At 65.7% G+C, this 14,898-nt stretch carries 16 protein-coding genes and 1 tRNA gene; 8 read left to right on the top strand and 9 right to left on the bottom strand.

The window, feature by feature from the left end:
- Positions 1-3: 3 nt before the first annotated feature.
- Complete coding sequence (locus EPL00_RS10390; RefSeq protein ID WP_135852774.1) at positions 4-747, bottom strand: MBL fold metallo-hydrolase; 744 nt, start codon at positions 745-747, stop codon at positions 4-6.
- A 207-nt stretch (positions 748-954) separates the two neighbouring features.
- Between EPL00_RS10390 and EPL00_RS10385 the strand changes: the two genes are divergently transcribed.
- The 3 genes from EPL00_RS10385 (at position 955) to EPL00_RS10380 (ending at position 4,678) form a co-directional block, all read left to right on the top strand.
- The gene (locus tag EPL00_RS10385) at positions 955-1,377 is read left to right on the top strand and encodes an SRPBCC domain-containing protein (protein ID WP_368407944.1); all 423 of its coding nucleotides are present in this window, start codon (positions 955-957) and stop codon (positions 1,375-1,377) included.
- A 40-nt stretch (positions 1,378-1,417) separates the two neighbouring features.
- The gene (locus EPL00_RS24025) at positions 1,418-1,543 is read left to right on the top strand and encodes a hypothetical protein (RefSeq protein WP_274380991.1); all 126 of its coding nucleotides are present in this window, start codon (positions 1,418-1,420) and stop codon (positions 1,541-1,543) included.
- Positions 1,544-1,900: 357 nt separating this feature from the next.
- Positions 1,901-4,678 (top strand): ATP-dependent helicase, encoded by a 2,778-nt coding sequence (locus tag EPL00_RS10380; protein ID WP_135852775.1) that lies wholly within the window; start codon positions 1,901-1,903, stop codon positions 4,676-4,678.
- A gap of 18 nt (positions 4,679-4,696) precedes the next feature.
- On the opposite strand, the gene EPL00_RS10375 is transcribed toward EPL00_RS10380, so the two are convergent.
- The 3 genes from EPL00_RS10375 to EPL00_RS10365 form a co-directional block, all read right to left on the bottom strand.
- Positions 4,697-5,992 carry a lactate racemase domain-containing protein gene (locus tag EPL00_RS10375; RefSeq protein ID WP_135852776.1) on the bottom strand — a complete coding sequence of 432 codons (1,296 nt, stop codon included), beginning with the start codon at positions 5,990-5,992 and terminating at the stop codon, positions 4,697-4,699.
- Between the two features lie 54 nt (positions 5,993-6,046).
- Entirely contained in the window at positions 6,047-6,610 is a 564-nt protein-coding gene (locus EPL00_RS10370) for an HNH endonuclease (RefSeq protein WP_135852777.1), read from the bottom strand.
- An 80-nt stretch (positions 6,611-6,690) separates the two neighbouring features.
- Positions 6,691-7,755, bottom strand: a complete 1,065-nt coding sequence (locus tag EPL00_RS10365; RefSeq protein WP_135852778.1) for a M20/M25/M40 family metallo-hydrolase — start codon at positions 7,753-7,755, stop codon at positions 6,691-6,693.
- A 141-nt stretch (positions 7,756-7,896) separates the two neighbouring features.
- Here EPL00_RS10365 and EPL00_RS10360 point away from each other — a divergent pair, with 141 nt between their 5' ends.
- Entirely contained in the window at positions 7,897-8,208 is a 312-nt protein-coding gene (locus tag EPL00_RS10360; RefSeq protein ID WP_135852779.1) for a hypothetical protein, read from the top strand.
- Positions 8,209-8,232: 24 nt separating this feature from the next.
- On the opposite strand, the gene EPL00_RS10355 is transcribed toward EPL00_RS10360, so the two are convergent.
- The gene (locus tag EPL00_RS10355) at positions 8,233-9,108 is read right to left on the bottom strand and encodes an NmrA/HSCARG family protein (RefSeq protein ID WP_135852780.1); all 876 of its coding nucleotides are present in this window, start codon (positions 9,106-9,108) and stop codon (positions 8,233-8,235) included.
- A gap of 93 nt (positions 9,109-9,201) precedes the next feature.
- Here EPL00_RS10355 and EPL00_RS10350 point away from each other — a divergent pair, with 93 nt between their 5' ends.
- Positions 9,202-9,495 carry a hypothetical protein gene (locus EPL00_RS10350; RefSeq protein WP_202932597.1) on the top strand — a complete coding sequence of 98 codons (294 nt, stop codon included), beginning with the start codon at positions 9,202-9,204 and terminating at the stop codon, positions 9,493-9,495.
- A 42-nt stretch (positions 9,496-9,537) separates the two neighbouring features.
- On the opposite strand, the gene EPL00_RS10345 is transcribed toward EPL00_RS10350, so the two are convergent.
- Together EPL00_RS10345 and EPL00_RS10340 are read right to left on the bottom strand one after the other, a co-directional pair.
- Complete coding sequence (locus EPL00_RS10345) at positions 9,538-11,313, bottom strand: adenine deaminase C-terminal domain-containing protein (protein ID WP_135852781.1); 1,776 nt, start codon at positions 11,311-11,313, stop codon at positions 9,538-9,540.
- Positions 11,310-12,263 carry an MBL fold metallo-hydrolase gene (locus EPL00_RS10340; protein ID WP_135852782.1) on the bottom strand — a complete coding sequence of 318 codons (954 nt, stop codon included), beginning with the start codon at positions 12,261-12,263 and terminating at the stop codon, positions 11,310-11,312. The genes EPL00_RS10345 and EPL00_RS10340 overlap by 4 nt, the downstream gene beginning before the upstream one ends.
- A gap of 407 nt (positions 12,264-12,670) precedes the next feature.
- Between EPL00_RS10340 and EPL00_RS10335 the strand changes: the two genes are divergently transcribed.
- Complete coding sequence (locus EPL00_RS10335) at positions 12,671-12,904, top strand: DUF7553 family protein (protein ID WP_135852783.1); 234 nt, start codon at positions 12,671-12,673, stop codon at positions 12,902-12,904.
- A gap of 101 nt (positions 12,905-13,005) precedes the next feature.
- Positions 13,006-13,080 (top strand) — tRNA-Val (locus EPL00_RS10330).
- A gap of 239 nt (positions 13,081-13,319) precedes the next feature.
- Here the strand turns inward: EPL00_RS10330 and EPL00_RS24020 are convergent.
- Positions 13,320-13,454 carry a hypothetical protein gene (locus EPL00_RS24020; protein ID WP_274380990.1) on the bottom strand — a complete coding sequence of 45 codons (135 nt, stop codon included), beginning with the start codon at positions 13,452-13,454 and terminating at the stop codon, positions 13,320-13,322.
- Positions 13,455-13,729: 275 nt separating this feature from the next.
- Between EPL00_RS24020 and EPL00_RS10325 the strand changes: the two genes are divergently transcribed.
- On the top strand, positions 13,730-13,969 hold the full coding sequence (locus EPL00_RS10325) for a response regulator of citrate/malate metabolism (protein WP_135852784.1): 240 nt from the start codon (positions 13,730-13,732) through the stop codon (positions 13,967-13,969).
- Between the two features lie 130 nt (positions 13,970-14,099).
- Here EPL00_RS10325 and EPL00_RS10320 read toward each other — a convergent pair whose 3' ends face one another.
- The gene (locus EPL00_RS10320; RefSeq protein WP_135852785.1) at positions 14,100-14,723 is read right to left on the bottom strand and encodes a hypothetical protein; all 624 of its coding nucleotides are present in this window, start codon (positions 14,721-14,723) and stop codon (positions 14,100-14,102) included.
- Between the last annotated feature and the right edge of the window lie 175 nt (positions 14,724-14,898).

The following is a 14,898-nucleotide window of genomic DNA, read 5'->3' as shown; positions in this document are numbered from 1 at the left end:
AGGCTACAGTTCGACAGTCCGCAAATCATCGGCGAACCGCACGTCGCCGTCGTACTCCGCCTCGATAGATTTGAGCATCTCCTCGTGGCGGCCCTCGGTGTGCGGGTAGAGGTGAGTCAGGAACACTTTGCCGATGTCCGCCTCCGACCCCGCGAGCGCCGCGCCGAGTTGGGTCGGCGTCGGGTGGTTGTCCACGTCCACGTCGTCGGGGAACGAGCAGTCGTGAGCCAGCACGTCACAGCCGTCGGCGAAGTTGGCCAACCCCTCGAAGGCCTCGCTGTCGCCGCTGAACGTGAACTCCTCGCCGAAGCGGTAGGCCAGACACGGCAGGGAGTGGCGGGTCTCGTAGCCCTCGATTTCGAATCCGGCGACCTCGAACTCGTGGGCACCGACCTCCCGAACCCGGAGGTCCATGCGCTCTTCGAGGTAGTCGAACACCTCCAGCAGGTCGTCCACGAGCGCCTTCGTTCCGGTCGGGCCGACGACTTCGAGATGCTCCTCGCCCGCGAGCCAGCGGGCCTTCAACAGCGGGAGGAGGTCGGCCACGTGGTCCAAGTGGTGGTGCGTGAGGAGGACGCTGGATATCTCCTCGTAGCCGATGCCCGACTGCTGGAGGCGATGGAGGACCCCGCTCCCGCAGTCCACGAGGAGGTGGCGGTCGCGCTCCTCGTCGGTCACGACGATACCGGTCTGGTAGCGCTCGCCGGTCGGCATCGCACTGCCGGTGCCGAGAAAGGTGACTCGCATACTCGACTCGCCGGTCCGAACCGTGTTAATGGCTTTGGGACTTGCCGGGCGAGCGGCGCGTTCGGGGCGGTTCCCGACGCCGAGTCATTTATATTAGCCCTCGATACGCAAATTCGACCGAAACGGTCTAGAAGCGAGCTATCGGTCGTGATTTCACTTCCGAGAGGTGGCAAAGACTTAAATTTGAGCTGGAGCGCCGGAATTTTGGTGGCGGACTCCGAGGAGTCCGGCATGGTCACGACGAAGTTCGGTCGGACGCCCGAGGGGCGTCGTCTGGAAGTCGCCGAGGAATTCGACGCGCCCGCCGAACGGCTCTGGGAGTTGCTGACCGACACCGGCGAGTGGGCCGAGTGGGGGCCGCTGGTCGCGGGGGTCGTCTGTAGCGACGACCGGATTCGGGAGGGGACGACCGGGACGCTCGAAACGACGTTCGGCGTCGGCCTCTCCTTCGAGGTCACGGCCTGCGAGGAGTACCGCTGGACGTGGGAGATTTCGGGTATCGCCGCGACGGGCCACCGGGTCGAACCGCTGGACGGCGGGTGTCGAGTGGTGTTCGAGGTCCCCCTGCTGGCGGCGGGCTACGCGCCGGTCTGTGCGGTCGCGCTCGGGGAACTGAGCGAGCGGATTTGAGTTCGTACAATCAGCGCGTTAGAGGTTTCTTCTGTCCTATTTGGCGGCCACGTGGCTATCGTTTTTCTCGGAGGTGGAGGTGGAGGTGGAGGTGGAGGTAGAGGTGGAGGTGAAGGTAGAGGTGGAGGTGGAGGTGGAAAAGAACGTGAATAAGAGAGAAGGCTAGCTTCAGGCTTGAGCAAAGGAGTCACCGCGACCGCACCGCCACCGCAGGCCACGTCCTCCCCAACCGCTTGCGGTCCTCGCTTCGCTGCGGTCCTCAGCCCTCGCGCGACTGGCGCGGCCACGGGAGGCCGCGCCGCACGCGCCGGGGGAGAGGCCAACCGAACGACCCACGCCACACGCGCCGGGGGAGAGGCCAACCGAACGACCCACGCCGCACGCGCCGGGGGAGAGGCCAACCGAACGACCCACGCCGCACGCGCCGGGAGAGAAGCCTACCGAACGACCGCACAGCGGAGCGTTTTCACTTTCACTCCGGGGGCCAAACCGTCTTAACCGTCCGCTCCTAACGGACCTGCAAATGGGAGCGCGCGAGCTGTTGGCGCGCGAGGAGTTCGACTTCGACGCCGAGTCGGTGGCCCTCGACGACGCCGCGGTCCTCGAATCGCTGGAACCGGAAGTCCGGGAGTGGTGGGTCGAGGAGTTCGGCGCGTTCGTGCCCGAGAACGGCGGCTTCTTCACGCCGCCCCAGAAGGAGACCATCCCGCTCGTCCACGAAAGCGAGAACGCCTTGGTCGCCTCGCCGACCGGGAGCGGGAAGACGCTGAGTTCGTTCACCGCCATCCTGAACGAACTGTTTCGCCGCGAGCGCGAGCGCGAGGAGGGCTTGGACAACTCCGTCTACTGCCTCTACGTCTCGCCGCTGAAGTCGCTGGCCAACGACATCCACCGGAATCTGGAGGTGCCCCTGCGCGGTATCGCCGAGAAGATGGACGGCGACCCGTCGGTCCGCCACGCCATCCGCCACGGCGACACCGACGACTCGGCCCGCCAGAAGATGCTTGAGAAGACGCCCCACATCCTCAACACGACGCCCGAGACGCTGGCAATTCTGCTCAACTCGCCGAAGTTCAAGCAGAAGTTGGAAACGGTCGAGTACGTCGTCGTGGACGAGATTCACAGCCTCGCCGACGGGAAGCGCGGCACCCACCTCGCGGTGAGTCTGGAGCGACTGGAGCGGATGGCCGAGACCTCGCCGACCAGAATCGGCTGTTCGGCGACGGTCGAACCCTTGGACGACATCGCGGAGTTTCTGGTCGGGTGTGAGGTCGGCGGTTCCGAGGCCGCCCGCGACCCGACGCCCCGCGACTACGAAATCGTTGACACCCGGTTCGTGCGGGAGTTCGACATCGAGTTGCAGTGTCCGACCGACGACCTCATCGGGACTCCTCGGGACGTGGTGAACGAGCGGTTCTACGACCAACTCCACGACCTCATCGGCGACCACACGAACACGCTGGTCTTCACGAACACGCGGTCCGGAGCCGAGCGCGTCTTGCAGAACTTGCGGGAGCGGTACCCGGAGTACGACGAGGAGAACTCCGGCTGTCACCACGGCAGTCTCTCGAAGGAGGCCCGCCAGTCCATCGAGCAGGACCTGAAGGACGGCACGCTCGACGTGGTGACGACCTCCACGAGTCTGGAGTTGGGCATCGACATGCCCCACATCGACCTCGTGGTCCAAATCGGCTCGCCGAAGTCGGTGGCGTCGCTCCTCCAGCGCGTCGGGCGGGCGGGCCACCAACTCGGCCAGACCGTGACGGGCCGGGTCGTCGCGCTCGACCGCGACGAACTCGTGGAGTGCGCGGTGATGCTCAAGAAGGCGGAAGAGGGCTTCGTGGACCGGGTTTTCGTTCCGGAAGAGGCCTACGACGTGGCGGCCCAGCACGTCTACGGGATGGCCATCAACGAGGTGCGCCCCGAGCGCGAGGTCCGCGAGATTCTGCGCGGGGCCTACCCCTACCGCGAGTTCTCCGACGAGCAGTTCGAGACGCTGTTCCGGTATCTGACCTCGGACTACGAGGGGTTGGATGACAAGAACGTCTACGCGAAAATCTGGCGCGACGAGAACGACCCGCCGGACGGGGAGTACCACTACCCGGAGTTCGACGTGGGCGAACCCCTGATAGGGAAACGGGGGCGACTCGCGCGGGTCATCTACATGACCAACATCGGGACGATTCCGGATTCGTTCACCTGTGACGTGTTCACGCGGGCCGACAGCGAGTGGGTCGGCGACTTGGACGAGGAGTATCTGGACACCCTCGAAAAGGGCGACGTGTTCGTCCTCGGCGGCCAGACCTTCGAGTACCAGTACCGCCGCGGGTCGAAGGTGTACGTCGATAGGACGAACGGGCGACCGACCGTCCCCTCGTGGTTCTCCGAGCGGTTGCCCCTCTCCTACGACCTCGGGCGGAGCATCCTCGACTTTCAGGGCGACCTGCTGGAGAAGTTCCAGAAGCGAGGCAAGCCCGCGGTCCGGGTCTGGCTCCGGGAGTTTCCGCTGGACGAGAACAGCGTCCGCGCCATCGCCCGGATGTTCGACGAGCAGGTCCGGTACGCCGGTCCCGAGAGCGTCAGCACGACGACGCGCCTCGCCGTGGAAATCGAGTTGGACCGCGACGAGTACGAGCGTCACTACTACGTCCACTCGAACTACGGCCGGAAGTTCAACGACGGTCTCTCGCGGCTCGTCGCCTACCGGTGTGCCAACGCGGCCAACACCAACGTCACGGTCGCAGTCGCCGACCACGGGTTCACGGTGTCGATGCCGCTCAACCGGAAGGTGGACGTGGCCGAGATTCTGCGCGACATCGACCCCGAGGAGGTCCGCCCGGACCTCCGGTCGGCGCTCGACGGCACGGACCTCCTCCAGCGGTACTTCCGCATCGACGCCACGCGGTCGCTGATGATTCTGAAACGCTACAAGGGCTACGAGAAGTCCGCCAGCGAACAGCAGGTCTCCAGCGAGATGCTGTTGGGATTCGCCGAGGAGTTGGACGATTTCGCGGTCGTCGAGGAGACCTACCGGGAGATAATCGAGGACAAACTCGCCGTCTCGGCCATCGAGGAGGTGCTGGCCGACGTGCAGTCTGGCGAGCTAGCGGTGACACAGCACCGCGTGGACACGCCGACGCCGCGGGCGTTCGGTCTCGCCACGCTGATGGCCAGCGACGTGGTGCTGGCCGAAGACGAGAGCGCGGTGCTACAGGAGTTCCACGACCGCGTGCTGGAGGAAATCGGCGGCGAGTACGGCGACGAGAGCGACGAGTCGGGCGGAGCCTCCGCCGCGAAATAGTCACGCGCCGCGCGCCCGTCAGGACTCCGCGCTCGTCAGCAACGTGTCGAGCGCGTCCGGGACGACTAACACGTCGCTTCCGGGTTCCACGGCGTCCACGACCGACTCCCGAGCGTGCATCAGGCACTCCTCGACGACCTCGGGCGACTCGCTGTTCGTGACGTAGAGGTCGTACTCCCGGAGGACGCGGGCGACGACGAACGCGCGCTGTGCGCCGGGTTCGTACCCCTGCCGCATCTCGTCGTAGAGGGCGTCGGCGCTCTCGGCACCGCTGAGCCAGTCGTAGAAGCGTTTCTCGCCCGTGCCCTCGCCCGCGCCCTCCTGCAAGCGGGCCGGGACGACGATGCGACCGCTCGTACCCGAACCGCCTTCCCGCTGGCTCGCGTCTCCGGCGTGACGCGCCGGAGACGCGAGGGGGTCGTAGTCGCCCAACGCGAGGTACGTCGCGGCCCGCGTCGCCTGATAGAGGTTCGCGTCCTTCGGCGCGCCGACGCCAGCGACGACGGCATCGTACGTCTGGTCTAAAGAAATAGAAATGTTTCTTTTGCATAGCTCTGCAAGGTCTCGAACGACCTTCCGGTGGTCGCCCGCGCTCGCCCCGAGGAGACCCGCGGAACCGTGGGTCACGTTCAGGCAGAAGTCCACGCCCGCCGCGTCGCCCGCTCGGTCGAGCATCGCGCGGAAGGGGTTGCCCTCGACGCGGCCCAAGCGGACGCCCTCCCGAGAGAGCATCGCGGGACCGTGCGTGTAGCGGATGAGCGACTCCCCGCCAGCGCCGACGGCGACGGTCTTGGCACCGCCGGAGAACCCCGCGTACTGGTGGGGTTCGACCATCCCGGTCGAGACCACGGCGTCGGCCTCGGCGACGGTCGGGTTCAACTCGACGGGGACGAACTCGTCGTCGGGTCCCTCGACTTCGCCGACGACTTCCGCGGCCTCGGCGTCGTGGTTCTCCGCGAGGTCGGCGTACCCGCCGAGCGCGGTCCGTAACTCCTCGTCGGTCATCGGCCGGTGGAGACCGAGACCGACCACGACGGAGATTTGGTCGCGCGAGACGCCCGCCTCGCGGAGGTCGGCGACGAGCAAATCGACCAGCACGTCGTCGGGCGTCGCGCGGGTCACGTCGGTCACGACGATTGCCACCTCGTCCGCCGAGGAGACCCGTTCGGACAGCGGTGGCCCGTGCGGGTCGGCCATGGCCTCCTCGGCGGCCTCGCGGGGGTCCACGGGGTCGCCGCCGGGCGGGTCGGCGACCGTGACGTTGCAGTCCGGAAGCGATACGTCGATGGTCGCGTCGCCGTAGGGAAGATTCACGAACCGAGAGTACGTCGATACCGAACGTCAAACCGTCGCCTCGACGCGGAGTCCTCAGTCGTCTCCGTCGAGGGTCTGCTTCTTCTTTATCTCGTAATAGTCGTCGAGTTGGTAAGAAGTCGCCGCGAACGACGAAATACCGACGCCGACTCCGAGACCGGCCGTGAAAGCGACTCCGGACGGAATACCGACCGACATCGCAACCGAAGCGGCGAGGAGTAGTCGAACGCCTTTTTTCTTCTCCTCGGACAACTCGGACGACTTCTCACCATCGTCAAGAAGAGATGCTAACACAACCAAGACGAGCAACCGACGTGTCTCCCTGACTTCGGAACGTAAGTGACTGTGTGAGTCGAGCGTTCGGTGGTAAATCGACGTTTCGGGAACCAGCGGTGGATGCTCTATTTCGTCCCACTCTACGTGGCACTGCGGGCAAAGCGTGACGAGATTCGATGGCGCGTTTTGACCGCCGCTGTAGACCGGTTCGATGTGATGGATGTGAAGACCCGACCGGGTCAGTTCAGCACCGGTAACTCCACACGACTGACACGTGTGGTCGTCACGCTCCAAGACGAACGCCCGAAGGTACCGACTCCGGTGCTGGCGCTCCGTAGACATTCCGTTACGAATACCGTTCGTTCGCTGAAACTAATAAGTAATTTTATAGCAGATTGACACCGGGACCGATTACCATTAGTTCAAATGTCCACGGCGAACTCGTCGCGGCCCGCGGACTCCTCGGCGAAGGCCGCGAGGAGGTCCGCGGCGGCGTCCAAGTCGTCGGTGTCGATGACCTCGACGGGCGTGTGCATGTAGCGGTTGGGCAGGCCGACGTTCAGCGACGGGATACCGCCCTGCGAGGTGTAGAAGGCGTCGGCGTCGGTGCCGGTCGCTCGCCCGGCGGCCTGCAACTGGAGCGGCAGGTCACGTTCGCTGGCGGCGTCGCGGACTGCGCGGACGACCTCGGGATGGTTCGAGGAACCCCGCGAGACGACCGGACCTGCGCCCAACTCGACTTCGCCGTGCTGGTCTTTCTCCTTGCCGAGGTCGGGCGAATCGACCGCGTGGGTCACGTCCACCGCGAGCGCGGCGTCCACCGGGAGGTCGAACCCGACCATCTTCGCGCCCTGCTTTCCCAACTCCTCTTGGACCGTACTGACCGCGTAGACGGTCGCGTCCACGTCCGATTCGGCGGCGCGGCGGGCGGCCTCCGCGGCGACCCAGATGCCGACGCGGTTGTCCATCCCGCGGGCGGCCATCCGGGTCCCCTCCAACTCGCGGACCGGCGTGTCGAAGGTGATGGGGTCGCCCACGTCCACGAGTTCGCGGGCCTCGGCCTCGCTCTCGACGCCGATATCGACGTGCTGTTCGGCGATGTCCTCTAGCTCCTCGTCCTCGGGGTCCCGGAGGTGGATGGCGGTCTGGCCGACGACGCCGCGGACCACGCCGTCGTCGGTGTGAATCTCGACGTGCTGGCCCTTCGAGACGGTGCGGTCGGTGCCGCCGACCCGCGAGAGGCGGACGAAGCCCTCCTCGTCCACGCCGTTGACCATCAGGCCGATTTCGTCGGCGTGCCCGGTGAACGCGACGGCGGGGTCGCTACCCTCCACGACCGCCACTGCGTTCCCGTACTCGTCGGTCCGCACCTCGTCGGCGAACTCCGAGACGTACTCGACCCACACCCGTTGCACGTCGGCCTCGAAGCCGGACGGACTGGCGGTCGTGAGCAAGTCGTCGAGAAATTCGCGGTGTCGTTCGTCCATACCTGCGAGGAATCAGCCTGTGGTAATGAACGTCACGGAAGCGTTTCGTCGGTCGGTTTCGTTAGGAGCGTCGAAACCCACGTCGGAGGGATTCGGTCGCCGCCCCAACCGCTAAGTTCGCGCTCGGCGAAGGTACGGGGCATGGGAATTCTCGAAATCCACTTTCACGATTCGGAGTTCAGTTGGTCGGTGAGTCCCGGAAGCGACGACGAGGAGACCGCCTCTCGCTCGCTCTCGCTGGGGGCCGGTGGGGACGAGTCGGCGACCGACGGCGGCCAAGAGCGCGAGCGCCCGGCCATCAAGCCGAAGCTCCGGTCGCTGGCCATCATGGCGTTCGTCATCGGCGCGGGCGTGGCGTACAACCGACTGCAGGACCGGCGGGCGCGGCGGGCCGCCGAAGCCGAGGAGGAAGCCGCCGGGACCGGTCCGCTGTCGCGGCTCCGGTCGCAGTAGCCGTCGCTCGGAGCCGTCGGTCGCTCAGTCGGGGCGGTCGGCCGACCCCCACCCGCGTTCGCGGAGGTAGGTTTCGAGGTCGGTGAACGCCACGTCGTGGTCGGCCCGGAGCGCCTCGATGTCGGCCTCGTAGCCGTGGTCGTTGAACCACTCGAACATGACGGCGTACTCCTCGCCCATCTGTTCGCGGAACTCGTCGATGGGGACGTGGACCGCCTCTACCTCGCGGTCCAGCACCGTCGAGAAGGTCTCGGCCGCGCTTTCGAGGGTGTGTTCGTCGCCCGCGAGTTCGTAGCTCTCGCCGCGGTAGCGGTCGGGGTCGGCGAACGCCTCGGCGACGAACCCGCCGATGTCGTCGGGCGCTATCATCTGGAGCGAGACGCCCTCCGCGAGGGCGTTCGCCAGCGTTCCGTTCTCGATGTCCTCGCGCGCTCCCTCGAAGTTCCGCATGAAGAAAACGGGGCGGACCACCGTCGCGGGTAGGTCGAGGTCCCGGATGCGCTCCTCGATTTCCCACTTCGAGTCGAAGTGAGCGATGCCCGTGTCGCGCTCGGCACCGCCGACCGAACTGAACACGAAGTGGTCCACGCCCACCTCGTCGGCGACTTCCGCGAGGTTCGTGCCGTGGTCGATTTCGTCGTCGTAGCCGTGTTCCCAGAAGTTCGTGACGCCGAACACGGCGTCGGCCTCCTCGACGATGGGTCGGAGGGTGTTCTTCTCCGAGAGGTCGCCCTGCACGACCTCGGCACCGCGCTCCGCGAGTTCGCGGGCCGCGGTGCCGTCAGGGTGGCGAGTGAGCGCGCGGACCTCGAAGTCGCCGTGGTCGCCCGACAGCAGGTGGTCTGCGACTGCGCCGCCTTGCGTTCCGGTCGCGCCGGTCACCAGTACGGTTTCGGACATGGTAGCGGGGATGCGACGGACGCGGGCTTAAGTAAATTGGCTAACGATAGCATCCCACACACTTATCGACGCCTGTGGCGTACTCCCTCTGCGATGCCCGAGAGTATCTACTCCGTGTACCTCGTCAAACGACACGGCGAGCGGGACGGCGAACAGGGGGGCAAACGAGTGGTCACGTCGCCGGTTCAGGGCCACGAATTGGAGTTCTACGACACCGGAGTCTGGCTGAACCGCGAGGAGGGCCGGAACTTCTTCCCGTACGAGCAGATTCGCACCATTCGGGAGCATCCCGAGGGACGGTACGCCGAACAGGAACCCGCGACTGCTCGGAGGCCCGAGGAGGGCGGCGGGGAGTCGGGGGCCGAAGAGGAGATGCTGGAAGACTGAGCGTGCGAGACCGAGAGCGAATCCGAACCTGCACCCGATTTTTCAGGGCGTCAGTCCGACTACTTCCCGGTTCAGGATGTCGGCGTACCCCGAGAAGGAGAACTTGAGTTTCGGGACGCCGGGGAACGTCATGGTCTGGACCGCGAGCATCGGCCGGTCGGCGTCGGCACCGAGTCGCCGGAGGCCCGATTCCACGGCGTCGTAGAGCTTCGCGGTCTCCTCGACTTCGAGGTCCGAGCAGACGCCCGCGACGCGGGTCGGGAGTTCCGCGACGACCTCGCCGTCGTCCACGACGGCCCACCCGCCGCCCATCTCGGCGACGCGTTCGACCGCGGTCCGCATCTCGTCGTCGTCCGCGCCGATGGCGAGGACGCCCGTGGTCTCCCAGACCAGCGTGGTCGCGACCGCACCCGAGTCGATGCCGAGACCGGTCACGAAGCCGGTGAAGCCCGTTCCGTCTCCGTTCCGGTGGCGGTCGAGGAGTGTCGCCTTCAAAATGTCCTCGTCGGGGTCCGCGAGCAGTTCGTCGCCCTCGACCGGCGGGACGACGGTCGTCTCGCCCGAGAGCAGGCCCTGTTGGTACTCGACGGCGCGGACCGCGCCCGCTCGGGCGTCGGCGTCGCTCCCTTCCCCGCTTCCGGTTCCGTCGCTGGCGGCGTCGGCGGGCACCCGGAACTGCTCGGGGTCCGTCGAGACGTTCACCGAGTCGTAGAAGTGGTCGGGGTACTCGTGGCTCCGGGGCGCGACTTTCGACTCGCCCTTGTTGTAGACGACCTCGCCGCCGCTGAGAACCGTCGTGACGTTCACCTCGTCCAAGTCGTCGATGAGAATCACGTCGGCGACGCTACCGGGCGACAGCGACCCGACGCCCTCGTCGTCCAACCCGAAGTGGCGCGCCGGGTTGAGCGTCGCCATCCGGATGGCGTCGGCGGGTTCGACACCCTCCTCGATGGCCCGGCGGACCACCGCGTCCATGTACCCCTCGCCGATGAGTTCGCGGGGCCACATCCCGTCGGTCGAGAGCGAGAGTTCCGCGGTGGGGACCGCGGGGTAGGCGTCGCCGATAGCCTCCATATCGTCGCGAATCGAACCGTATCGCCCGATGGCGTGGATTCCGTTCTCGACGCGCTCCACGATGTCCTCGCCCGAGATGGCCTCGTGGTCGTCGTCGATTATCGTGGCGAAGGCGGACAGCTTCTCGCCCGAGCAACCCGCGGCGTGGCCAGAGACGGTCTTGTCTTCCGCGTCGGCGCGCTCGTAGAGGAGTTCCGCGGGGGTGTCCCGACCCACGGCGTGAATCCAGTCGGTCTCGCCGACGCCGACCACGCGGTCGTCGGCCAGCAGGTCCGCGAGGGCGTCGGCCTCGTCGTCGTCTGCTCGGGGAGGCTCGAACGTATCGAGCAGGGGTTGGGGCGGGACGACGGCGCGAACCCGGACCGGGAGGTAGGACGTGGCCGCGAGGAACTGCTCGACGCCCTCCGCGCCGAACGCCGGGCCGTAGCCCGTGACCTCCGAGACGACCGTGGTCGTGCCGCCCTCGATGGCGTAGTGGTAGGCGTTCTCGAACGTCTGGTGGAGGTCGAGGTGGGTGTGGGCGTCCACGAATCCGGGCGCGACGACGCGGTTCGTCGCGGTGATGACGCGGGTGTCGTCGCCGATTACCGGGGTGGCGTCCTCGGGGAGCGCGGCGACCCGGTCGTCCACGATGACCACGTCGCGCGACTGGAACTCGCCTTTCTCCGGCAGGCAGACTCGGCCGCCGGTGATGACGATATCCGCGTCCTCGTCGCCGAGCGCAACTGATTGGAGGCGGTTCACTCCGCCACCTCCCAGACGACGACGCCGCCCTGCTCGCGCGAGGAGACCTCGCCGCGCTCGTCCAGTACGTCGAGGTGGCCGACCGCCTCGCTCATCCCCGAGAAGTACTCGGTCGCGGGCAGGTCGTCGAACAGTTCCTCCATCACCTCGACTGCGGTCGTCGGGCCGTTCTCCACGATTTCGAGGACGTTCGCGGTGCGTTCCTCGTGGGCGGAGAGAATCTCGCCGATGCGGCCGTTCGGGTCGGTTATCTCCTCGCGGTGGCCCGGCAGGAATCGGTCGAACTCGCGCTCGCGGAGGTTCGAGAGCGAGCGGTTGAACGCCGGGAGGACGCGGGGTCGCTCACCGCCGTCGTCGGCGGGCGGTTGGAGGAGCGGGTTGGGCGTGATGTCGGGGAGGACGTGGTCGCCGACGAGGGCGCGCTGGCTCCCGTCGGTCTCGTAGGTGAAGATGGTCTCGCCGGTCGCGTGGCCCTGCACGGCCTCGGCGGTGAGTTGCGTGTCGGCGACCTCGACGGTCTCGCCGTCGCCGAGGGTGGTGTCGGTCTCAACGCCGGGCGCGACGTTGAGGAACACTTCCGGCAGGTCGGTGATGGTCTCGGCCGTCGAGCGGGCCATCCCGTGGGTCTCGAAGAAGTCCACGAAGTACGACTGCTCGTAGTCGAGGCGGGCCTCGAAGTCCGCGATGATTTCCGCGGTAGTGGGGCTGGCGACGATGCGCGCGCCCTCCTCGCGGAGTCGCTTGGCGAGTCCGAAGTGGTCGGGGTGGGCGTGGGTCACCAGCACCTGCTCGATGTCGGTCGGTCCCATGTCCTGAGATTCGAGTTCGTCCAGTAGGGCGGCCCACGCCTCTTCGCTACCCGGTCCGGGGTCTACCAGCGTCCGGCCAGCGAGGTAGGCGTTGACCGGGCCGACCTGAAACGGCGTCGGTATCGAGAACCGCGTGAACATACCGACACTGTGGCCGCCTGCCGATAAACAGTTTTTGACACGCGCCGCTCCTCGGACGGAAACGCGGGACGGCGTTCGTTCGACAACGCGCGTCTCCTCGGGCCACCGACGGCAGGCGGTCGAAGTGCGGTGTTGTTGCGCTCGCGGTACGATAGGTATCGGTGACAGACTGCTGTGTGGGTGCAGTGTTGGGCGGTAGTTGTCGCGGTCCGAGTGGCGTCGGCAACGAACCGCAGTCCCATCTGCGATTTTGCTGTCACGGAAACTTCCCGAGTCGGACCCGAAACGGCCGTCTCGCCGCCTTCGGTGCGTCTCTTTCCTCAGACCTGACGACAGAAATCGCAGTACTTCGGCGAGGGTAAAAGCTATATCTGTCCTCGTCGTAAGAACATAATGGTGCGTGAGACATGAACAAACACTTCGAAGACGCGTGGTACTACGGCAAGCGCGCGGGGAAACACCTCACTCGCGGCGTTCGCGAGGAGCTAGCCCCGGTCGAGCGACGAGTCCGGAAGGCGACCGGTCGCGACGAGGAGCCGACGACTCGCGTCCAGCGGTGGCAAGCCGAGTTGAAATCGACCGAGGACGAGGCCGCCGCCCGCGCCCGGCGAGCGATGCGCAAGGCCCGCGAGCGAGTCTGAGACGGCGTGTGCGTTCGGGCATCGCCGAGTCCCGGACGGCACGCGTGTTTCCGATTGTAAAGTAAGTCTTAAGTCCCGGAAGGGGGAAGAATGGAATGCGCGGGTCGGTAGTCTAGTCCGGTTATGACAGCTCCTTCACACGGAGCAGGTCGGCGGTTCGAATCCGCCCCGACCCATGATTTTGCGACGAGTTCGACTGCGAGTAGCTTGTCTACTCGCAAATCCACGAGTCGCAAATACTGTTCGGCGGGCGGATTCGAACCCAGCAAGTCACAGGCCCGCGCAGCGAAGCGAGCAGGAATGTCTTGCTCAGGTTCGCAATCCGCCCCGACCCACTATTCTGCCGCGAACAATACGGCGAGCGTCTCGTGCGCTCGCCACTTCGTGAGCGGCGAATCGGTATCCCGTCCGCGTTCTATCTTCTTCGTTGAATCGAGATACCTTCTACTCCGAGGTCGTGGTCTTGTGCGGCCTCCTCGACTGCCACGAGGAGATCGACGGTAATCTCGTCGGGAGACACGCCTTCGACGACGAGACGAGTGGACTTCATGCGGTCTCACCGAAGCGAGTGACCCCGAACGGGACCCATCGTGGACGTTTTCGGACCTGTTCGTCACACTCAAGTCGGTAGGTGGCTGACTTGGACATGGCTTTCTGCTCCACAGAAGGCCACCGTCCGGCGCTCTGACGCCGGGCGTTTTCCGCGAGGAGTACGCCCCGAGGGGCGGCGACCTTCTACCTATAACTACGTAGTTATAGATGAAAAAGTTTTCCAATAACTTCGTAGACAATGGAACTAAGTGGACTACTATCCGACCTACCTCTATGGACGAACGGGAGCGCGACGAGGGCGGGAAATACGTCGAGGAGGTCACGCTCGATGCCGTGATGGCGGTCTTCGAGGAGACCGACCTGCCGGTGTTGACCACCAGCGAAGTCGCCGACGAAGTCGCGTGTTCCCGGCCCGCGGCGTACAACAAGCTCGAAACGCTCGTAGAGCAGGGGGACCTCCACAAGAAGAAGGTGGGAGCGCGGGCGGCCGTCTACATCCGATTGGACGAGTAGCGTGACTAGGGAAACCGGTCGATAGAGTCGTCGGAATTCGACCTCCTCGGTCGTCGGCTTCGAAAAGATGAACCGAAACCACCAGCGGCCGCGCTGGGAGTTCGTCAACGCGAGCGAATCTCCTCGTCCGTCAGCAGGGTCGCGGCTTGTAGCCCTCGCTACAGCACCCCGAGCGCGAACCCTTGTAACAGCCCGAGTCGTCCACGAACCACGGGTAGAAGTCGTACGAGCAGTCGCTGTAGATGTAGACCTCGCAACTGTAGCCGACGTAGTCGGCGTTCGTTCCCACGTCACCGTCCTGCGCGTCGCTGTCGAGGTCTTGCGGGCGGACGATGGTCGCGTCCGAGGAGTCCTGTGAGCGGACGACTGCGTAGTGATCGCCAGCTTCCGGATGGACGAACAGCTCGACCACTCGGTCGCCGACGTGCTTGCGGAGCGTCACGCGCGAGGTCGGCTCGGCGAGCGTCGTGACCGAACTGAACAGTCCCTCACGACCATCGACGTGTTCCGAGTAACTGAGCAACGTCTCGGCGTCGAGTTCGGAGACGGTAGCGGCCGGGAGAACGTCGGCCTGCGAGAGCGCCGCCAACAGGTCGCCCCCGTGGTCTTCGAGGACCGCCGCCGCGTCGGTCGCGGAGTCGTGAGGCGCGTCGAGTTGGGCCGCCTGCTGTTCGTCCACGCCGACTTCCGCGGCACCGCTCGTGCCCGTCACGCCGACGAACCCGGCCATGCCGACGCCCGCACTCTTCAACACCGCTCTTCGACTCGGAGTCGAATAGTTTTTATCTGTCATTTTTGCTCCAGAATATATTTTGCCCATACAATATATAAAATTTATCGCCAATATAGTGATATAATTCCGAGGTTGGTGAGCGAGCAGCGACCGCTAGGAAGTTACGGAGCGTTCAGATTCGAGCTAACGGATATAT

The sequence above is a fragment of the Halorussus salinus genome, assembly GCF_004765815.2.
Classification (GTDB): domain Archaea; phylum Halobacteriota; class Halobacteria; order Halobacteriales; family Haladaptataceae; genus Halorussus; species Halorussus salinus.
Note: the sequence above shows the minus strand (reverse complement) of the source record. Positions and strands in the feature narration are given on the sequence as shown.